The 13900-nt window shown below is 51.3% G+C and carries 13 protein-coding genes and 1 pseudogene; 8 read left to right on the top strand and 6 right to left on the bottom strand.

The annotated features are described in order from the left end of the window. Positions 1-27: 27 nt before the first annotated feature. The 4 genes and pseudogenes from QTO31_RS07835 to QTO31_RS07820 all read left to right on the top strand — a co-directional run. Positions 28-219: pseudogene (locus QTO31_RS07835) on the top strand (DNA methyltransferase); the annotation flags it as partial. Between the two features lie 392 nt (positions 220-611). Continuing rightward, a complete protein-coding gene (locus tag QTO31_RS07830; protein WP_201771204.1) occupies positions 612-866 on the top strand; it encodes a BglII/BstYI family type II restriction endonuclease in 255 nt (84 codons plus the stop codon). Between the two features lie 103 nt (positions 867-969). Then, entirely contained in the window at positions 970-1323 is a 354-nt protein-coding gene (locus QTO31_RS07825) for a nucleotidyltransferase domain-containing protein (RefSeq protein ID WP_031459139.1), read from the top strand. Then, complete coding sequence (locus QTO31_RS07820) at positions 1301-1705, top strand: HEPN domain-containing protein (protein ID WP_028459752.1); 405 nt, start codon at positions 1301-1303, stop codon at positions 1703-1705. The genes QTO31_RS07825 and QTO31_RS07820 overlap by 23 nt, the downstream gene beginning before the upstream one ends. 36 nt (positions 1706-1741) lie before the next feature. Here the strand turns inward: QTO31_RS07820 and QTO31_RS07815 are convergent, their stop codons facing one another. The 6 genes from QTO31_RS07815 to QTO31_RS07790 form a co-directional block, all read right to left on the bottom strand. After that, positions 1742-2278 carry a class I SAM-dependent methyltransferase gene (locus QTO31_RS07815; RefSeq protein ID WP_301428648.1) on the bottom strand — a complete coding sequence of 179 codons (537 nt, stop codon included), beginning with the start codon at positions 2276-2278 and terminating at the stop codon, positions 1742-1744. Continuing rightward, complete coding sequence (locus QTO31_RS07810; RefSeq protein ID WP_301428647.1) at positions 2256-2510, bottom strand: hypothetical protein; 255 nt, start codon at positions 2508-2510, stop codon at positions 2256-2258. The genes QTO31_RS07815 and QTO31_RS07810 overlap by 23 nt, the downstream gene beginning before the upstream one ends. Positions 2511-2914: 404 nt before the next feature. Next, positions 2915-3418, bottom strand: a complete 504-nt coding sequence (locus QTO31_RS07805; RefSeq protein ID WP_301428646.1) for a DinB family protein — start codon at positions 3416-3418, stop codon at positions 2915-2917. Between the two features lie 53 nt (positions 3419-3471). Beyond that, the gene (locus QTO31_RS07800; protein ID WP_301428645.1) at positions 3472-4707 is read right to left on the bottom strand and encodes an AI-2E family transporter; all 1236 of its coding nucleotides are present in this window, start codon (positions 4705-4707) and stop codon (positions 3472-3474) included. A gap of 28 nt (positions 4708-4735) precedes the next feature. After that, a complete protein-coding gene (locus tag QTO31_RS07795) occupies positions 4736-5281 on the bottom strand; it encodes a helix-turn-helix domain-containing protein (RefSeq protein WP_301428644.1) in 546 nt (181 codons plus the stop codon). A 232-nt stretch (positions 5282-5513) separates the two neighbouring features. Further along, on the bottom strand, positions 5514-8102 hold the full coding sequence (locus QTO31_RS07790) for an FHA domain-containing protein (protein WP_301428643.1): 2589 nt from the start codon (positions 8100-8102) through the stop codon (positions 5514-5516). A gap of 337 nt (positions 8103-8439) precedes the next feature. Here QTO31_RS07790 and QTO31_RS07785 point away from each other — a divergent pair, with 337 nt between their 5' ends. The 4 genes from QTO31_RS07785 (at position 8440) to QTO31_RS07770 (ending at position 13878) form a co-directional block, all read left to right on the top strand. Further along, a complete protein-coding gene (locus QTO31_RS07785) occupies positions 8440-9588 on the top strand; it encodes a PP2C family serine/threonine-protein phosphatase (RefSeq protein WP_301428642.1) in 1149 nt (382 codons plus the stop codon). Positions 9589-9771: 183 nt separating this feature from the next. Next, positions 9772-11322 (top strand): PP2C family protein-serine/threonine phosphatase, encoded by a 1551-nt coding sequence (locus QTO31_RS07780; RefSeq protein ID WP_301428641.1) that lies wholly within the window; start codon positions 9772-9774, stop codon positions 11320-11322. Further along, positions 11319-12629 carry a serine/threonine-protein kinase gene (locus QTO31_RS07775; RefSeq protein ID WP_301428640.1) on the top strand — a complete coding sequence of 437 codons (1311 nt, stop codon included), beginning with the start codon at positions 11319-11321 and terminating at the stop codon, positions 12627-12629. Before QTO31_RS07780 ends, QTO31_RS07775 begins: the two co-directional genes overlap by 4 nt. A gap of 1 nt (position 12630) precedes the next feature. Continuing rightward, positions 12631-13878, top strand: a complete 1248-nt coding sequence (locus QTO31_RS07770; protein ID WP_301428639.1) for a vWA domain-containing protein — start codon at positions 12631-12633, stop codon at positions 13876-13878. Positions 13879-13900: the final 22 nt, after the last annotated feature.

Here is a 13900-nt window from a genome sequence, read left to right as displayed (position 1 = left end):
TCGCGTTCAGTACTCACAACCCATTATATTATGACCTCCCCGCCATATAACCAGGGAAAAGCATACGAACATTGGGTTCCGATAGATCAATACTTGCAGGAACAGAGTCAGATTATTGCCGAATCGTATCGCATTCTGCATGAGCAAGGGAGTATCTGTTGGCAAGTGGGAAACTTTGTCGAGCATGGGGAAGTGTATCCGCTTGATATTCTCTACTATTTTTAAGCAACTCGGGATGAAGCTACGTAAGTGGCAAGAACAGTATCAAGAACAACTCATTGAATTGAAGAACAGGAGGAATATATGAAGATCGTGCAAAGTATTCTTTCAATGGGGGCGAACATATTGTTTCGTCATGATTCGCAGAACAACTGAAAGAAGTAGAGGAGATTATCAATACTGTGAACAGCCAAGCATGTAAGAATAAAGTTAGTCGAGAAAGAACTAGTTCTTGAAGATTCTTATATAGTCCAAGATTGTTAAACGTAGCTTTTACGAAGGAATTTACCAAACGGCGAATGGCAACCACACAGAGTACAATGTAATTACTCGACAAATTACTACATAGATGGATTTCAACCTTCTACCCCTTACAAGGAGCTTTTCGTGAAATGGATTTTGTTAAAAATCGCGCAGGGGTTGAAGTACAATTTGGCAAGTATACCTTCTACAACGTTTGTGCAAAGATGACCATCTTCCACAAGCAAGGTATTATCGATGTTGGAATTGAGATCGTGCCGGTTAAATCCTTTGCTGATGAAACGTCTACTAGCGTATCATACTTTGAACAGTTTGTCCGTGATTTAGAGCAGTGTGGAGTAGCTGATATAGATATACCCGTATTGATTCTCGGCGTGACCGCATAAAAAATCGTTAAAGATCGGTTCGCATACCTGTGGAGTGTCACATATTTGTCGGTCATGGCACAACGGCTTGAAACCATATACCATTCTTGTATGGGATAATTCTATGTTTGACCTGTCAGATGCTCGTAAACGCCATGTTGAATCGTTAGAACATACTTTGCACAATCTGGTAGCGCAACTGCGGACAATACCATCTGTTCACCAAATCATCTTATTTGGATCCTACGCAGCCGGTCGGCGCGATCTGTTTACCGATCTGGATATCCTGGTTATAATGGATACATCATTAGACTTCGTTTCGCGCACAGTGACACTGTTCCAACAACTCACGATTGAAGCGCCAGTCGATCTCCTCGTTTACACTCCCGAGGAATTACAAGCGATGCGCGATCGTCCTTTCCTACGTCACGCATTAGCAACCGGAAAGGTACTATATGAGAAACGATCCGAAAGCTGAAGGGGCGCGCTGGCTGCAACAAGCGCAAATCGATCTCCACTGGTGTCGTCATTTACGTGACCAGGGTGCGTGGTATCTGGCCTGCTTCCTCGCTCAACAGGTAGCAGAAAAGGCGCTTAAAGCATTTCTCTATGCTCAGGGAGAAGAACTTGTTGTCGGACACTCAGTACGTCAGTTATGTCTCCGCGCCGGATCATACCAGCCGACTTTTCAGCAATCAGTATCCCGCTGGGGCATTCTTGACAGCTTCTATATTCCGACCCGTTACCCGAACGGCCTTCCTGGTGATATTCCGGCCAACGTGTATCAGCAAGATCTGGCTGACAATGCCGTCAAACTCGCCGAGGAAGTAGTTGCAGCAGTAGAGGTGTACTTTGCCTGACATACCGGCAAGATGCTGATTCTGATCTGACCTACATTACGCCGCTCTCCGACAAACAAAGAGAGTCTCTTGAACTGGCAAACCCATATAGTCAATTTCCATCAAATCGGTAACCACATCGTTCACCTGCACCGGTTTCACCGTAAACCCAGCCGCTGCCAGACGTGAGACAACGTCATTACCATAACGACGCACATGATCAAACTGACCAAACAGACGTTCGCGTAATACCGGATCGGTGATAGTAGGGTCTTCAACGGTGGTGTTCACAGTGATTGGTACCATAACCAGTGCCAGACCGGTAGGCTGAAGTATGCGATGTAACTCATACATTGCCAGCCGATCATTAGGCACGTGTTCGAGGACATGCATACAGAGAATGAGATCAAACGTATGATCAGAAAAAGGTAACTTCGTTATATCAGCACATACGTCAATCCCTAAACCTGCAACATCAACATCAGTAGTAACGTAGCGAAGATGAGGATATTGAAGGAAATGTTGCCTGATTGCCGGTTCAGGAGCGAAATGTAATACTCTGGAATGAGGTTTAACGACGCGATACCGCTTCAAAAAAACGATGATAGGGGCGATGCAAGTTTAGGAATCGGTTGAGAGGTGTTTCACAGATCGGACAGAAGTGATTCTGTCCGGTAAACAATTGTTTACGCACTGAGATGGGAAGATTGAAGAGGGTATTACTGATTATCAGATCACGCAAGCGCTGATATGGATTCGGTGAATGAAGTGCGATATGAGCATATTTGAGAAATCTATAGATACGTTGGGCAAATTGCGACATCATAATCCTACACTCTCACATTTTGAATACGAATGAGATCATTTTGACGTATCTAAGCCCACTTCCTGGTCACCCGTTTGCACAAAGGAGAGCTGATCTGGTCTTCTCGCTCTCGAACGCCGCGAGAAGTGACAGAAAAAACGTGCATTGTGTCGAGCAACATACGTTCGATTTTGAGACAAATTCTCTGTAAAGCGACCTATTTCACAGGAATGGGTACATATTGACTGTGCACAACGCAGTTAATATCATCAGAGATGGAGTGCTTATAACCCCCTCGAAAACATCTCAACAATTTCCATGTATTTGTATTTTTTCTCTACATTGTACACTGGATATTCTACACTGCCAAAAAACCATTCTGCGCCAGAAAACTAATGAACGTATGCAAAATACACCAGGTACATCTAATCAGACATGTTTAATCCCAGATCATAAACATAAAATACATAATCCTGCGAAGTAGTTTTGACGCCTAAATCATGGAGTATTCTCAGAATCTGAGCGCGATGATCAGTTCCATGATTGATCACATGGATCAAGACCTGCCAGACCGCAAGATTTCTATCTTCAATAGGTTCCTGAATAGGCTTTTCAAACAGCATATCGTCGCGTAACCCGGCAAGATAGGCACGCATCCTCTGTTCAACGCTATCCCAACGAGCACGAATCGCTACACGATCATCAGTATCAGCAGGCTGATACGGCACTGGCAGTTCGATCCCAGATAGCTCACAGAACCAGACTTCATCGACATTCATCAAATGCACGATCTGGTTTCGTACCGATCCTAGCGAGTAGTTGAAATGCTGGACAAATTGATGATAAGGTAGTTGGATAATGTGGTGCCAGATATTACGATTTTCAACAAAGTGATAATTGTAGAGCTGACGAAACGCATCTGCGTTCATAGGGTTACACCATTTTTCCAGAGACTGCTGGACTAGAAACTGACCACCGCTTCTTATTCAGTTGAGCTATCAGCGGTGTGTGGAGGTAATTCGGAAGAAGGCTGCTCAGCAGCTTTCGTCGCTTCAGTTTTCGCCGACGTCATCAATGGACGCAACCGTTCAGGTAGCACACCCGCAGGAGTGGGAGGATCGCTTAAGCGTCCGTACAGATAGAAAAATAGATCACGGGCCATCGCACTGAGCGGTGCCGAGAGAATAGCGCCCAACAGACCGAAAACTTGAGAACAGACGACTAACACAACCATTAAGACAGCCGGATGTACACCCACACTTTCACCGATAATGCGCGGTACCAGGATATGATTTTCAAGCTGCTGAATCACAATGTACAGGATCGTCACAGCCAGCGCCGTCGTTGGCGAGTCGGCCAATCCGAGCAAGATCGCCGGAATTGCACCGATAATTGGTCCAATCACTGGGACTAATTCAGTAACTCCCGCTACCACTGCCAGAAGCACTGTATAGGGTACCTTCATTCCCGCTATATTGAGGGCCGTTAAACCAATCCAAGCAGCCAGGCCAACGGAAGTACCGAGAATCAACTGACCGCGTAAATATCCGCTCAGATCGTGATCGATGATCGTAATCATCGCCCAAAAATCGGCCCGTAATCGCGGATGGATCATTCGATCAAGGTAATCACGCCCGGCCCGCTGATCCATCAACACATAGAACAGCCAGAACGGGATCAGAAAAAAACCGAGCAAAAAGGTCACGGTATTTACTACCGAGAGCACACTATTAACCAGAAACTGCCCGATGCTCTGCAAGTAGTTCACAAAGTTTGCCCGTAGTGTGCTTAGGCCTTCCGAAGCTGCTGAAGCAATCGCGTTCTGCACTTCAGACTGCACTGCTGGTGGCAGGCTGGCAAGCAACTGTTCATACTCTTCAAGCAAGCGGTTAGCTTCTCGTTGAATGGTCGCAATGTCAGGCAGCGAGCGAATGAGATCGGCGATTTGAGCTATCAGGGGCGGGATCACCAATGCCACCGCAAGCACTAGAATCCCGAAGGTCAGCAGGTAGACGGCAAGGATTGCCAGCCAGCGCGGAAGCCAGCGATTGAAGAAGTTAACCAGGGGCAGAAACAAATAGGCGAGAACACCACCAAAAATGAATGGTGTCACTGCCGACCCGGCATGAACCAATAACCAGCCGATCAGATAGAGCGAAACGATGATCAGCAGCCAACGACCGATGTGGCGAAGCAGCGGAGGGGACAAGAAATTCATTGAACCTCAACCGATATTATGCCATACATCAACGATCATCTCGTGAATTGAGGGTACTGACCGTGAGAATCGTGGCAATTGAGTGACCAATGTTCGTCCAGCTATAGGCCGTATCATCGCGGAAGAAGAGCGTATCACCGGCGTCAAGTTCATACTGCTCTTCCCCAAGGATGTAGCGCACACGACCGCTCAGAACGTGAACCATCTGACTTCCCCGCGATGAAAAACCTTGTTGACTGCTTCCGGGGTAGGCCTCGATCAGACGCGCATCAAGATCGCTGTTGGGCGGTAAGAGCGAAAAGACCTGTACCGGTGCATCATCGAGCGAGAGGCGAACCCGGTCAGCCACCCGCACAACCTGACCGACCTGTTGATCATCTTCGCCCTCAAAGAAATGCGTCATTTGAACACTAAAAAATTGCGCCAGTTTGCGCAGATTCGCTACCGAGATATTCACTTTATCGCGTTCAAGACGGCTCAGAAACGATGGTGTCAGACCCGAACCCTCTGCTACTTCTTGCAGGGTCAGCCCTCGTTCCTGACGTAACCGACCGATTTTTTGTCCGAGTGACATATGCCCACTCTATTGCAATACGAATGAATCCACTCCGTCATCGTCGTGCAGCACGCTATTTTATCATTGCCTCAAAGGTTGCTATTCATCACTTGTGATTATACGCTACCACCTGTTCAACGTCAAGGTTTTGCACAGGAAGAAAAGAATGATTTTAGCCTGTCTCAAAGCACGATGACGTAAACAATACACAGGTGTCATTTATGAACATGACATATCATTCACAGCCTCTCTATACCCGCCGATCACGACGCTGCAATACCCATCCGGCGATCAACAGACAGACGACGGCATAACCTACCAGGATAACCCACCTTCCCACCAGATGGAGAGGGTCATGGCTAAAGGCAGCTTCGGTTTCGAGAAAGCCGGGCGTACAACCGGCTGGAATACTTCCCTGATCATCGGTGTTGGGCAAATGACAGAGACGGTTCAGATCAAGACTGGCCCCAAGCGCATCCATCGACCAGCGACTGATCGTGAGCCACGAGAGAGGGGTTGCCAGCCCCTCGATAGTGAAGATCAAACCGGCAAACAGTATCTGGGGGATCAGCGCAAAGGGAACCAGACTGATCGCCCGATCAGGAGTTACCGATACCGCACTGATCGCCAGACCGAGCGCCATCCCGGCTCCTGCCGAAAGCAGGAGGGTGATGAAGGTTTCGCTGAGTGTTGGCAGCAAGATACCGGTTTCTGTAGGGAATGCCACTTTCAGCAAGATCATCCCCACCAGTACGAGCGTTTGGATCAAAATGAGCAGACTGAGCACGGCTACCTTTGAGAGCAGGTACGGTACAATCTGCAAATTGACCAGACGTTCACGCTGATAGACAGCCTGCTCCTTCGTGATTTCGCGGGCAGCGTTGATGATCCCAAACCAGACGCTCACGATTGCCAGCATGAAGAGCACCTTTTTCGCTTCGCTACGCTGAATCAGGTCTTGTGCCTGTACACCGGTGAGGGCATCACTCCGCGCTACGAGCATCAGGAGCAAAGCGATAATAGGCGCCTGCAATAATAAGATCGTCAGATTGCGACGATCTTGCAGCATCAGATCAAAGTAGCGCTGGCTGAGCAGACGAAATTGCCGCCAGGAAGAGATACGTTGCCTAGTCTGGCCTACACTATTATTCGTACTGTGCAGGCCAGTCGGTGCGGCAGCAAGCCGATTCACGACATACTGCTGGTAGAATGGCGATTGACGGTAACGTATTTCCCACAGCTCGGCCAATGTCGGTGGCGAAGCTGCTTGCGGATGAGCGGCTTGCCAGGCTTCGTATTCAGCCCGTACATCCTGCCGTACTACCGGATGGTCAGGTGAAGCAATCCCTTCGATTTTGGTGTAAATATCGGCAAAATCGCCACTCGTTACCTGAAAGAAGCGGAGCGCTTCATCGGGTGGGCCAAAGAAGACCATCCGCCCATTACCGGCCATAAAGATGACGTGATCGCATTGCGTGATGTTTGCCGTGGCATGCGTTACCAGGATCACTGTCCGTCCGCTGTCGGCTAGGCGTCGCAGAGTATACATCATTTTCTTTTCCAACCCAGGATCAAGCCCACTGGTTGGCTCATCGAGGAAGAAAAGGCTCGGATCGGCCAGCAATTCGGCGCCAATGCTCACCCGTTTCCGTTGCCCGCCCGACAGCGCGTCAATTGGTTTGTCACGATGGGCGGTCATCTCAACATCTTCAAGCACCCGGTCGATCCGGGCCGCCACCTCCTGGTCGGTGGTATCAGCCGGTAGCCTGAGACGCGCTGCATATTCAAGCGCCCGTTGTACCGGTAGCGGACGATGCAAAATATCATCTTGCGGCACGTAGCCCAATACCGAGCGGTAGGCGCCAAAATTGCGGTAGAAATCGTCGCCGTTGACTAGTACTTGCCCCTGATCGGCCGGAGCGTAGCCGCACAGTGCCTTCAAGAGCGTGCTCTTGCCGGTACCCGAACCTCCAACAATTGCGACAAACTCCCGTGGCTCGATTGAAAGCGAAACATCATGCAGAATGGCGCGCTGCACGCCATTGCGTGTTACAACCCGCGACAGGTTGCGTGCATCGATCCGCAGCGCACCGCGCTGATCGTAGCGATCAAGACTGGTAATGTTGTATACCAGCTTGAAGGCCCCAATCTGAATTACGTCACCCGGCTTGAGCACGACCGGTGCAGTAACGCGCTGACCGTTCACAAACGTGCCATTTGTACTGCCCATGTCGCGCAAGACCACAGTACCACTAGGGGCACGATCAATCTGGGCATGGAAACGCGAAACTTGCGGATTATCGAGAATGATGTCACAGCCAACACGCCCTATCGTAATTTCAGGATCGTTTGGATCGAGTGGAAACCGACTCGGCGCCTCGTGAAGGGCAGGTGCTTTTACCAACGCTGGATTATGATAGGTTAGCGAGACAAAATTACCGGTTGCCGGATCGCCGATACGTAATACGTCGCCGTCAGCTAGTTCGCGCTCGGTGATGCGTCGCCCGGCAAAAAGTAAACCGTTGCGGCTCCCAACATCAACGATGCGGTGCCCCTGGCCGACAGGCTCAATACGAGCATGATGCCCGCTGACGAAGCGTGATTGCAGGACAATATCGTTATCCGGTGCCCGACCGATTGTAAGCGGCTGTAATCCCAGCACAACATCGCGGGTGCTGCCCGGCTCGGTAATGTGCAACACCGGACCACTGCTTATAATCGTCGTCGACGAAGCAGTTGCGGCCAGGAGTGAGTGACCACACGATGGGCAAAAGCGAGCATCTGTACGAGCGAGAGGAGTTTGGCAAAACGGGCATACTGAGGGCTTTACGGGCGCCACAAGCGTAGCTCCTGTGCTATAATGCGAGGCGTTCCGGTCAAATGTTTCCTACCTTGTGATAGCACAGATTAACCCGATTTGCAAGACTGGCGCGAGCCAAGAATACGCACAGCGATACATTGGGCCACCGATCAACGCAGGTGATGATGCATCCAATACGCTCGGTGCAACGTCATACGCCGTAGACAGAGGACTGGCATTTCAGCAGCGACAAGGATAACCGGTGACAAGGCACGTTCAAGGGCAATGTAGGGTTTGCGGAACAACAGTTGGGGCCACCCAGCAGGTATGTCCGCATTGTGGCGCTCCTCTCATACCGTTGCCTGAACAGGTAATCGTGACCGGTGAACGACAGCTAACGCTCACCGGTGACACGATGAGCATACGCGATCTGATGATCATCGTCGAGGCCGGGATCGCTTTCTGGCGTCGGCAGTATGAAGCCTCTATCGGTGTAGCGCGTGAACAAGCCGGACAGGCGTTAAGAGAACTCTCCCAGATCCTCGCTAGTCTCGCCCAACAGATTAGTCAGGGACGAGAAACGGTTCGTATTACCAGCCGTTTGCCAGCTCAACGGCAATACCCGCTTGCCTGTCCACTGTGCGGACGCGGGAATCGAGCAGGCGCTCGCTTTTGTGTCTCGTGTGGTTCGCCGCTGTCGGCACCATGGCAGATAAACCTATCACTTCCCCCGTTGCAAACTAGAATTGCAGTGCGCAGTCATGTTGGTCAGGTGCGAAGTACCAACGAAGATGCCGTTTACGCGGGGATGTTCAGTCTCGGTGAGCAACAGCCATTCGCAGCCTTACTCCTGGTAGCTGATGGTATGGGTGGAGCTGCGGCTGGTGAAGTTGCCTCCCAACTGGCAAGCGAAACGATCAAGACATTTTTGCAGCAAACGCTCAACGAAACCTTGCCAGACACCGATGAACAATGGTTAGCATGCTTGCAAAGCGCAATGCAGGCAGCCCATGAACGCATTGTAGCTGCGGCTCGCGCCGATCCTCGTCGGGCCGGGATGGGAACAACGGCGACGTTAGCGCTGATTACACACCGCCATGCGTACCTTGCCCACGTTGGTGATAGTCGTGCATACCTGATCACACCTGGCACCGGCGATGAAGCACCGGTGTATATCCAATTAACCACCGACCACACCATTGTTGCCCGTCTGGTCGATATTGGGCAGCTTAGTCCAGAAGCTGCGCGTACTCATCTGCAACGACACATCCTTTACCGTTCACTAGGTGCCGATCAACCGCTGGCAATCGATACCCGTGTCCAACCACTGGCTGCGGGTGATGTCTTATTGATTTGCTCTGATGGCTTGTACAACCATGTAACCGACGAAGAATTGGCGCGACTGGCCCTGGCCGATGAACCGACCCAGGCGGCGAGTGCGCTGATCGACTTAGCCAATCAACGTGGTGGACACGATAACATCTCAGTTGCCCTGGCACGCATCGAGACTGCGCCAACAATGTAGGTCAAAAGTATGCGTTGTTCGATCTGTGGCAGAGAAAATCGCTCACACGCTCGCTGTTGTGCAGGCTGTGGACATCCTTTACCTGGTCATCACCCGTTACCGGTTACCGAAGGTTGGTTGTACACACTGGTAACTCAGACGATTGAACCTATCACATCACCGTCTAATGGTGAGGAGGATCATATGGAAGCGCACCCTCCACTCTTTGCTGATCGCTTTGCGCCAACCCATCCATTGAGCGACCCCTGGCCGGTTGGCCCGCTAGAGGTACGTGATCTGGCACCGTGGCAACAGTGCTGGGCTTGTGGATCAACTGCTAACGAAGCCAATGAGTCGTACTGCATTGATTGTGGTGCTGCGCTCGAAGTCCGTACTTATCCGGCTTTCCTGTCAATTCGTGCTGATCCCAGAGGGCCAGCTTTGATCCCGCGCCTGGCCGATCCACTGGCCCGCGCTATGTTGCCCGATGTATTGGAGCAGTGCGATATCGACGAGATGCAATTAACGGTTCTTATCGATCCTGAACTCAAACCACTGCCTGTTCCCGTTGATGAGACGACAGCTCTCGTGTTCGGCACTGCCCTGGCACAATTGCTGATCAGTCTTCACAGCGTCGGGATCAGCCTGGGGACATTGACGATCGATGATCTCGGTCTGAACAGCGTCGATCAGATTGCGCTCAGACATGCCCATCAGCTCAGACTGGTGAGTGATAACGAACGGACAACCGCATTCCAGGCCGATTTGCGGACACTGGCTGACGTACTTGAACGCCTAACAGAGACACCACGAATAACCCAACGCCTAGACGAGATTACTCCCATCGACAATGACCAACCAGGCGAGAGCCTAGGAACCATCCTCCGTCAGATCCGTACTGGGGAACTTCCCGACGCAACTGCTGTAGCGCATCGTTTGAGTGCACTGCGTGATGAACGGATGCATCCCGTACCATTGCTGCAACTGGCCGGCTCATACACTGATACTGGCCTGGTACGCGATCACAACGAAGACAGCCTGTTTAAACTCACTCTTTGTCTGGAAAACAATGGTCAACGACAGAGTTGGGGGTTGTATATTGTTGCCGATGGCATGGGTGGACACGCTGCGGGTGAGGTGGCCAGTGGTCTGGCAATACGCCATGCAGCCCGCACGATTATCGATTCGTATCTGCAACAAATGTTGAGCGGTCAGCGTCTGTATCACGAGGCAGAAATGCGTTCGCTGGTACAGCAGGCTGTGCTGGAGGCAAACGCGGCAATTGCCGGTGAAGGACGCGCCCAGGCCAACGATATGGGATCAACGATCACGATGGCACTGGTGATAGGTGATCGAGCAGTCATTGCCAATGTTGGTGATAGCCGAACGTATCTGTATCGGGATGGGAAACTACAACGGATCACGAAGGATCACTCACTGGTGATGCGGTTGGTTGAGCTAGGGCATCTGCAAGAAGACGACATTTACACCCATCCACAGCGGAACGCCGTTTTACGATCACTTGGTGATCGTAAAGAACCACAGGTCGATCTCTTTAGCTTACGGCTGCGCCCTGGCGATGCCCTTTTACTTTGTTCGGATGGGCAATGGGAAATGACTCGCGATCCACTTATGGAGCGGATCATTGCTGAGGAAGCCGATCCGCAGCAAGCGAGTAAGATGTTGGTAGAGGCGGCAAATCAGGCTGGCGGCGAAGACAATATTGCAGTTATCCTGGTGAGACTGAGTCTATGAGATGTCCACAATGTGGCGCTAATGTCCATGACGAGATTATTTTCTGCCCGGAATGTGGTACCCGCATTCGTGGTCAGACATCAGCAACAGACACACCGCCGCTGATGGTCTTACAAGGACGCTACGAACTGCGCAGACGCCTCGGCGCTGGCGGTATGGGATCGGTCTATCTTGCAACTGATCGGCGTCTCAGTACCGCCTTGTGGGCGGTCAAGGAGATGAGCGATGCTGCGATTACCTCACCGATTGACCGACAGCAAGCGCAAATGGCATTTCGGCAAGAGGCTGAATTGCTGGCCAAGTTGAACCACCCTGCCTTGCCACGAGTAACCGATCACTTTGAAGAGAACGGCCGTCATTATCTGGTCATGGAGTTCGTACCCGGTGAAAATCTACGAGATTATGTAAATCGAGTAGGGTTACCCCGCCCGCTGCACGAAGTTCTACGCTGGACAACGCAAATCTGCGGGGTTTTAGCCTACTTGCATGCCCAACAACCGCCGATCATCTTTCGTGATCTGAAGCCAACCAATGTCATGATCACACCGGAAGGCACTATCAAGCTGGTCGATTTTGGAATCGCCCGCCTTTTCAAACCGGGGAAAGAGCGTGATACCCAGGCATTTGGTACTCCTGGCTACAGTGCACCCGAACAGTACGGACGCGGTCAGACAGATGCCCGTTCCGATATTTACAGTCTCGGTGTGCTGATGCACCATCTCTTGACCGGTCATGATCCGAGCACGACGCCATTTCGCCTGCCACCGGTCAATCAACTGAACCCATCGGTGCCACCATACATCGCCGCAGCCATTGCCCGTGCCACCGATAACGAACCATCACGCCGATTCGCCAGCGTGATTGAACTACAACAAGCGCTGCTTGGCAGTGGTCAACTGGTGAATGTGCAACCCCAGGCTCAGCCAAACCTGGCAGCAGCCATTGCTGCACGGGACGGAACTGCCAATCCCGGCCCTGTTGTTGTGCAGGCCAGTACCGGTATGGCCACTGCTGGTCTCTGGATCGGAATTATCAGCGATATTCTGATGGTCATTGCTATTGCGCTTACCAGCCTTACCGCCGCTGATCCTGAGAGTGCGATGGCTGGACTCGGTGCCATCATCGCAGTAGGCGCTCTTATGTTTGCCTTTATCGGTGGTCTGCTGAGTATAATCGCCCTGGTCAGTCCCAATACAGCACAGACAAGGCACGGACGACGTGATGCAGCCATTGGTTTTGCCGCCAATAGCGGCGCATTTCTTCTCTGTTGTATTTTGAGTTTTGTCATTGCACAGATAGGGTCATAGTATGTCTGACGCAATCACGCTTACCTGCAAGTGGGGACGCACACCAATTCCGGCCAGCTCAACCTCTCAAGCCGGATATCTGCTGGTAGAGGCAATAGCCTCTTCCGCATTGGCTCCCTCACTACCGCTGAACGTTTGCTTTGTGCTCGACCGTTCAGGTTCGATGCAGGGCGCAAAACTTGACAATCTGAAAGCAGCAACTCGCCAGGTCATCGAACGATTACAACCAAACGACATCGCAGCCATCGTTATCTTTGACGATAACGTTCAAACGCTGGTACCGGCCACACCGGTCGGTGATCGTTCGCAATTCATAGCAGCAGTTAATGCGATCAGTGAGGCCGGCGGAACGGCGATGTCCCTTGGGATGCAGGCTGGTCAGGTTGAACTGCAAAAACACCTCGGTCCTGATCGCCTTAGCCGAATGGTCCTCTTGACCGACGGGCAAACGTGGGGTGACGAACCACTATGTCGTGATCTTGCACGCACGTTAGGACAGTCGGGAGTTCGTATTGCCGCGTTCGGCCTGGGCACAGAGTGGAATGAGCAGTTGCTCGACGATATTGCAGCGGCCAGTAATGGATATGCTGATTATATTGCTTCGCCTGCTCAGATTGGAGATTTCTTTCAAAAAGTTATTCAAGATGATCGAGCAACGGTTGCCACCAATACCAGACTGTTATTACGATTTATACGTGACGCAACACCACGTACTGTCTACCGGGTAAAGCCAATTATCGAAAACCTCGGCTATCAACCAACTGGTGAGACAGCAGTTGCTGTACGTCTCGGCGACCTGGTTGGTGGACAACCCGTAGCAGTACTCATCGATCTCGTGTTGCCCCCACGCGCAAAAGGTCGTTTCCGGATTGCACAGGCTGAATTGCATACTACACCAGTTCAGCAAACTGGTGAAGTGGTGATCAAGCAAGATATCCTGCTCGACGTGGCAGACCAGGTAGGGCCGGAGAGTTATGTTCCCGAGGTGATGAATCTGGTTGAGCGGGTCACAGCTTTCAAATTGCAAACCAAGGCGTTGCAGGAAGCCGCAACCGGAAATGTGACCGGTGCAACCCAAAAGCTGCGAGCCGCAGCCACGCGCCTACTCGATTTGGGCGAACTAGAGTTGGCTGAGAAGGCGCAACAGCAAGCTACAGCACTTGAGCAAGGACAGCAGCTTAGCCCGGAAGCGCAGAAAGAGTTACGCTACGCAACACGTCGCCTTACCCAACGTTTAGAAGAACAGTAGGATTCTTCAGGCAGAAGTTACG

This window comes from Chloroflexus sp. MS-CIW-1, assembly GCF_030444705.1.
Taxonomy (GTDB): domain Bacteria; phylum Chloroflexota; class Chloroflexia; order Chloroflexales; family Chloroflexaceae; genus Chloroflexus.
This window is presented reverse-complemented; position numbering and strand designations above follow the sequence as displayed.

Bases quoted from the DNA above. Each gene is read 5' to 3' on its own strand.
- QTO31_RS07820 (WP_028459752.1), top strand. From the start codon at position 1,301: ATGAGAAACGATCCGAAAGCTGAAGGGGCGCGCTGGCTGCAACAAGCG.
- QTO31_RS07805 (WP_301428646.1), bottom strand. From the start codon at position 3,418: ATGAACGCAGATGCGTTTCGTCAGCTCTACAATTATCACTTTGTTGAA.
- QTO31_RS07825 (WP_031459139.1), top strand. From the start codon at position 970: ATGTTTGACCTGTCAGATGCTCGTAAACGCCATGTTGAATCGTTAGAA.
- QTO31_RS07770 (WP_301428639.1), top strand. From the start codon at position 12,631: ATGTCTGACGCAATCACGCTTACCTGCAAGTGGGGACGCACACCAATT.
- QTO31_RS07830 (WP_201771204.1), top strand. From the start codon at position 612: ATGGATTTTGTTAAAAATCGCGCAGGGGTTGAAGTACAATTTGGCAAG.
- QTO31_RS07795 (WP_301428644.1), bottom strand. From the start codon at position 5,281: ATGTCACTCGGACAAAAAATCGGTCGGTTACGTCAGGAACGAGGGCTG.
- QTO31_RS07800 (WP_301428645.1), bottom strand. From the start codon at position 4,707: ATGAATTTCTTGTCCCCTCCGCTGCTTCGCCACATCGGTCGTTGGCTG.
- QTO31_RS07780 (WP_301428641.1), top strand. From the start codon at position 9,772: ATGGAAGCGCACCCTCCACTCTTTGCTGATCGCTTTGCGCCAACCCAT.
- QTO31_RS07775 (WP_301428640.1), top strand. From the start codon at position 11,319: ATGAGATGTCCACAATGTGGCGCTAATGTCCATGACGAGATTATTTTC.
- QTO31_RS07810 (WP_301428647.1), bottom strand. From the start codon at position 2,510: ATGATGTCGCAATTTGCCCAACGTATCTATAGATTTCTCAAATATGCT.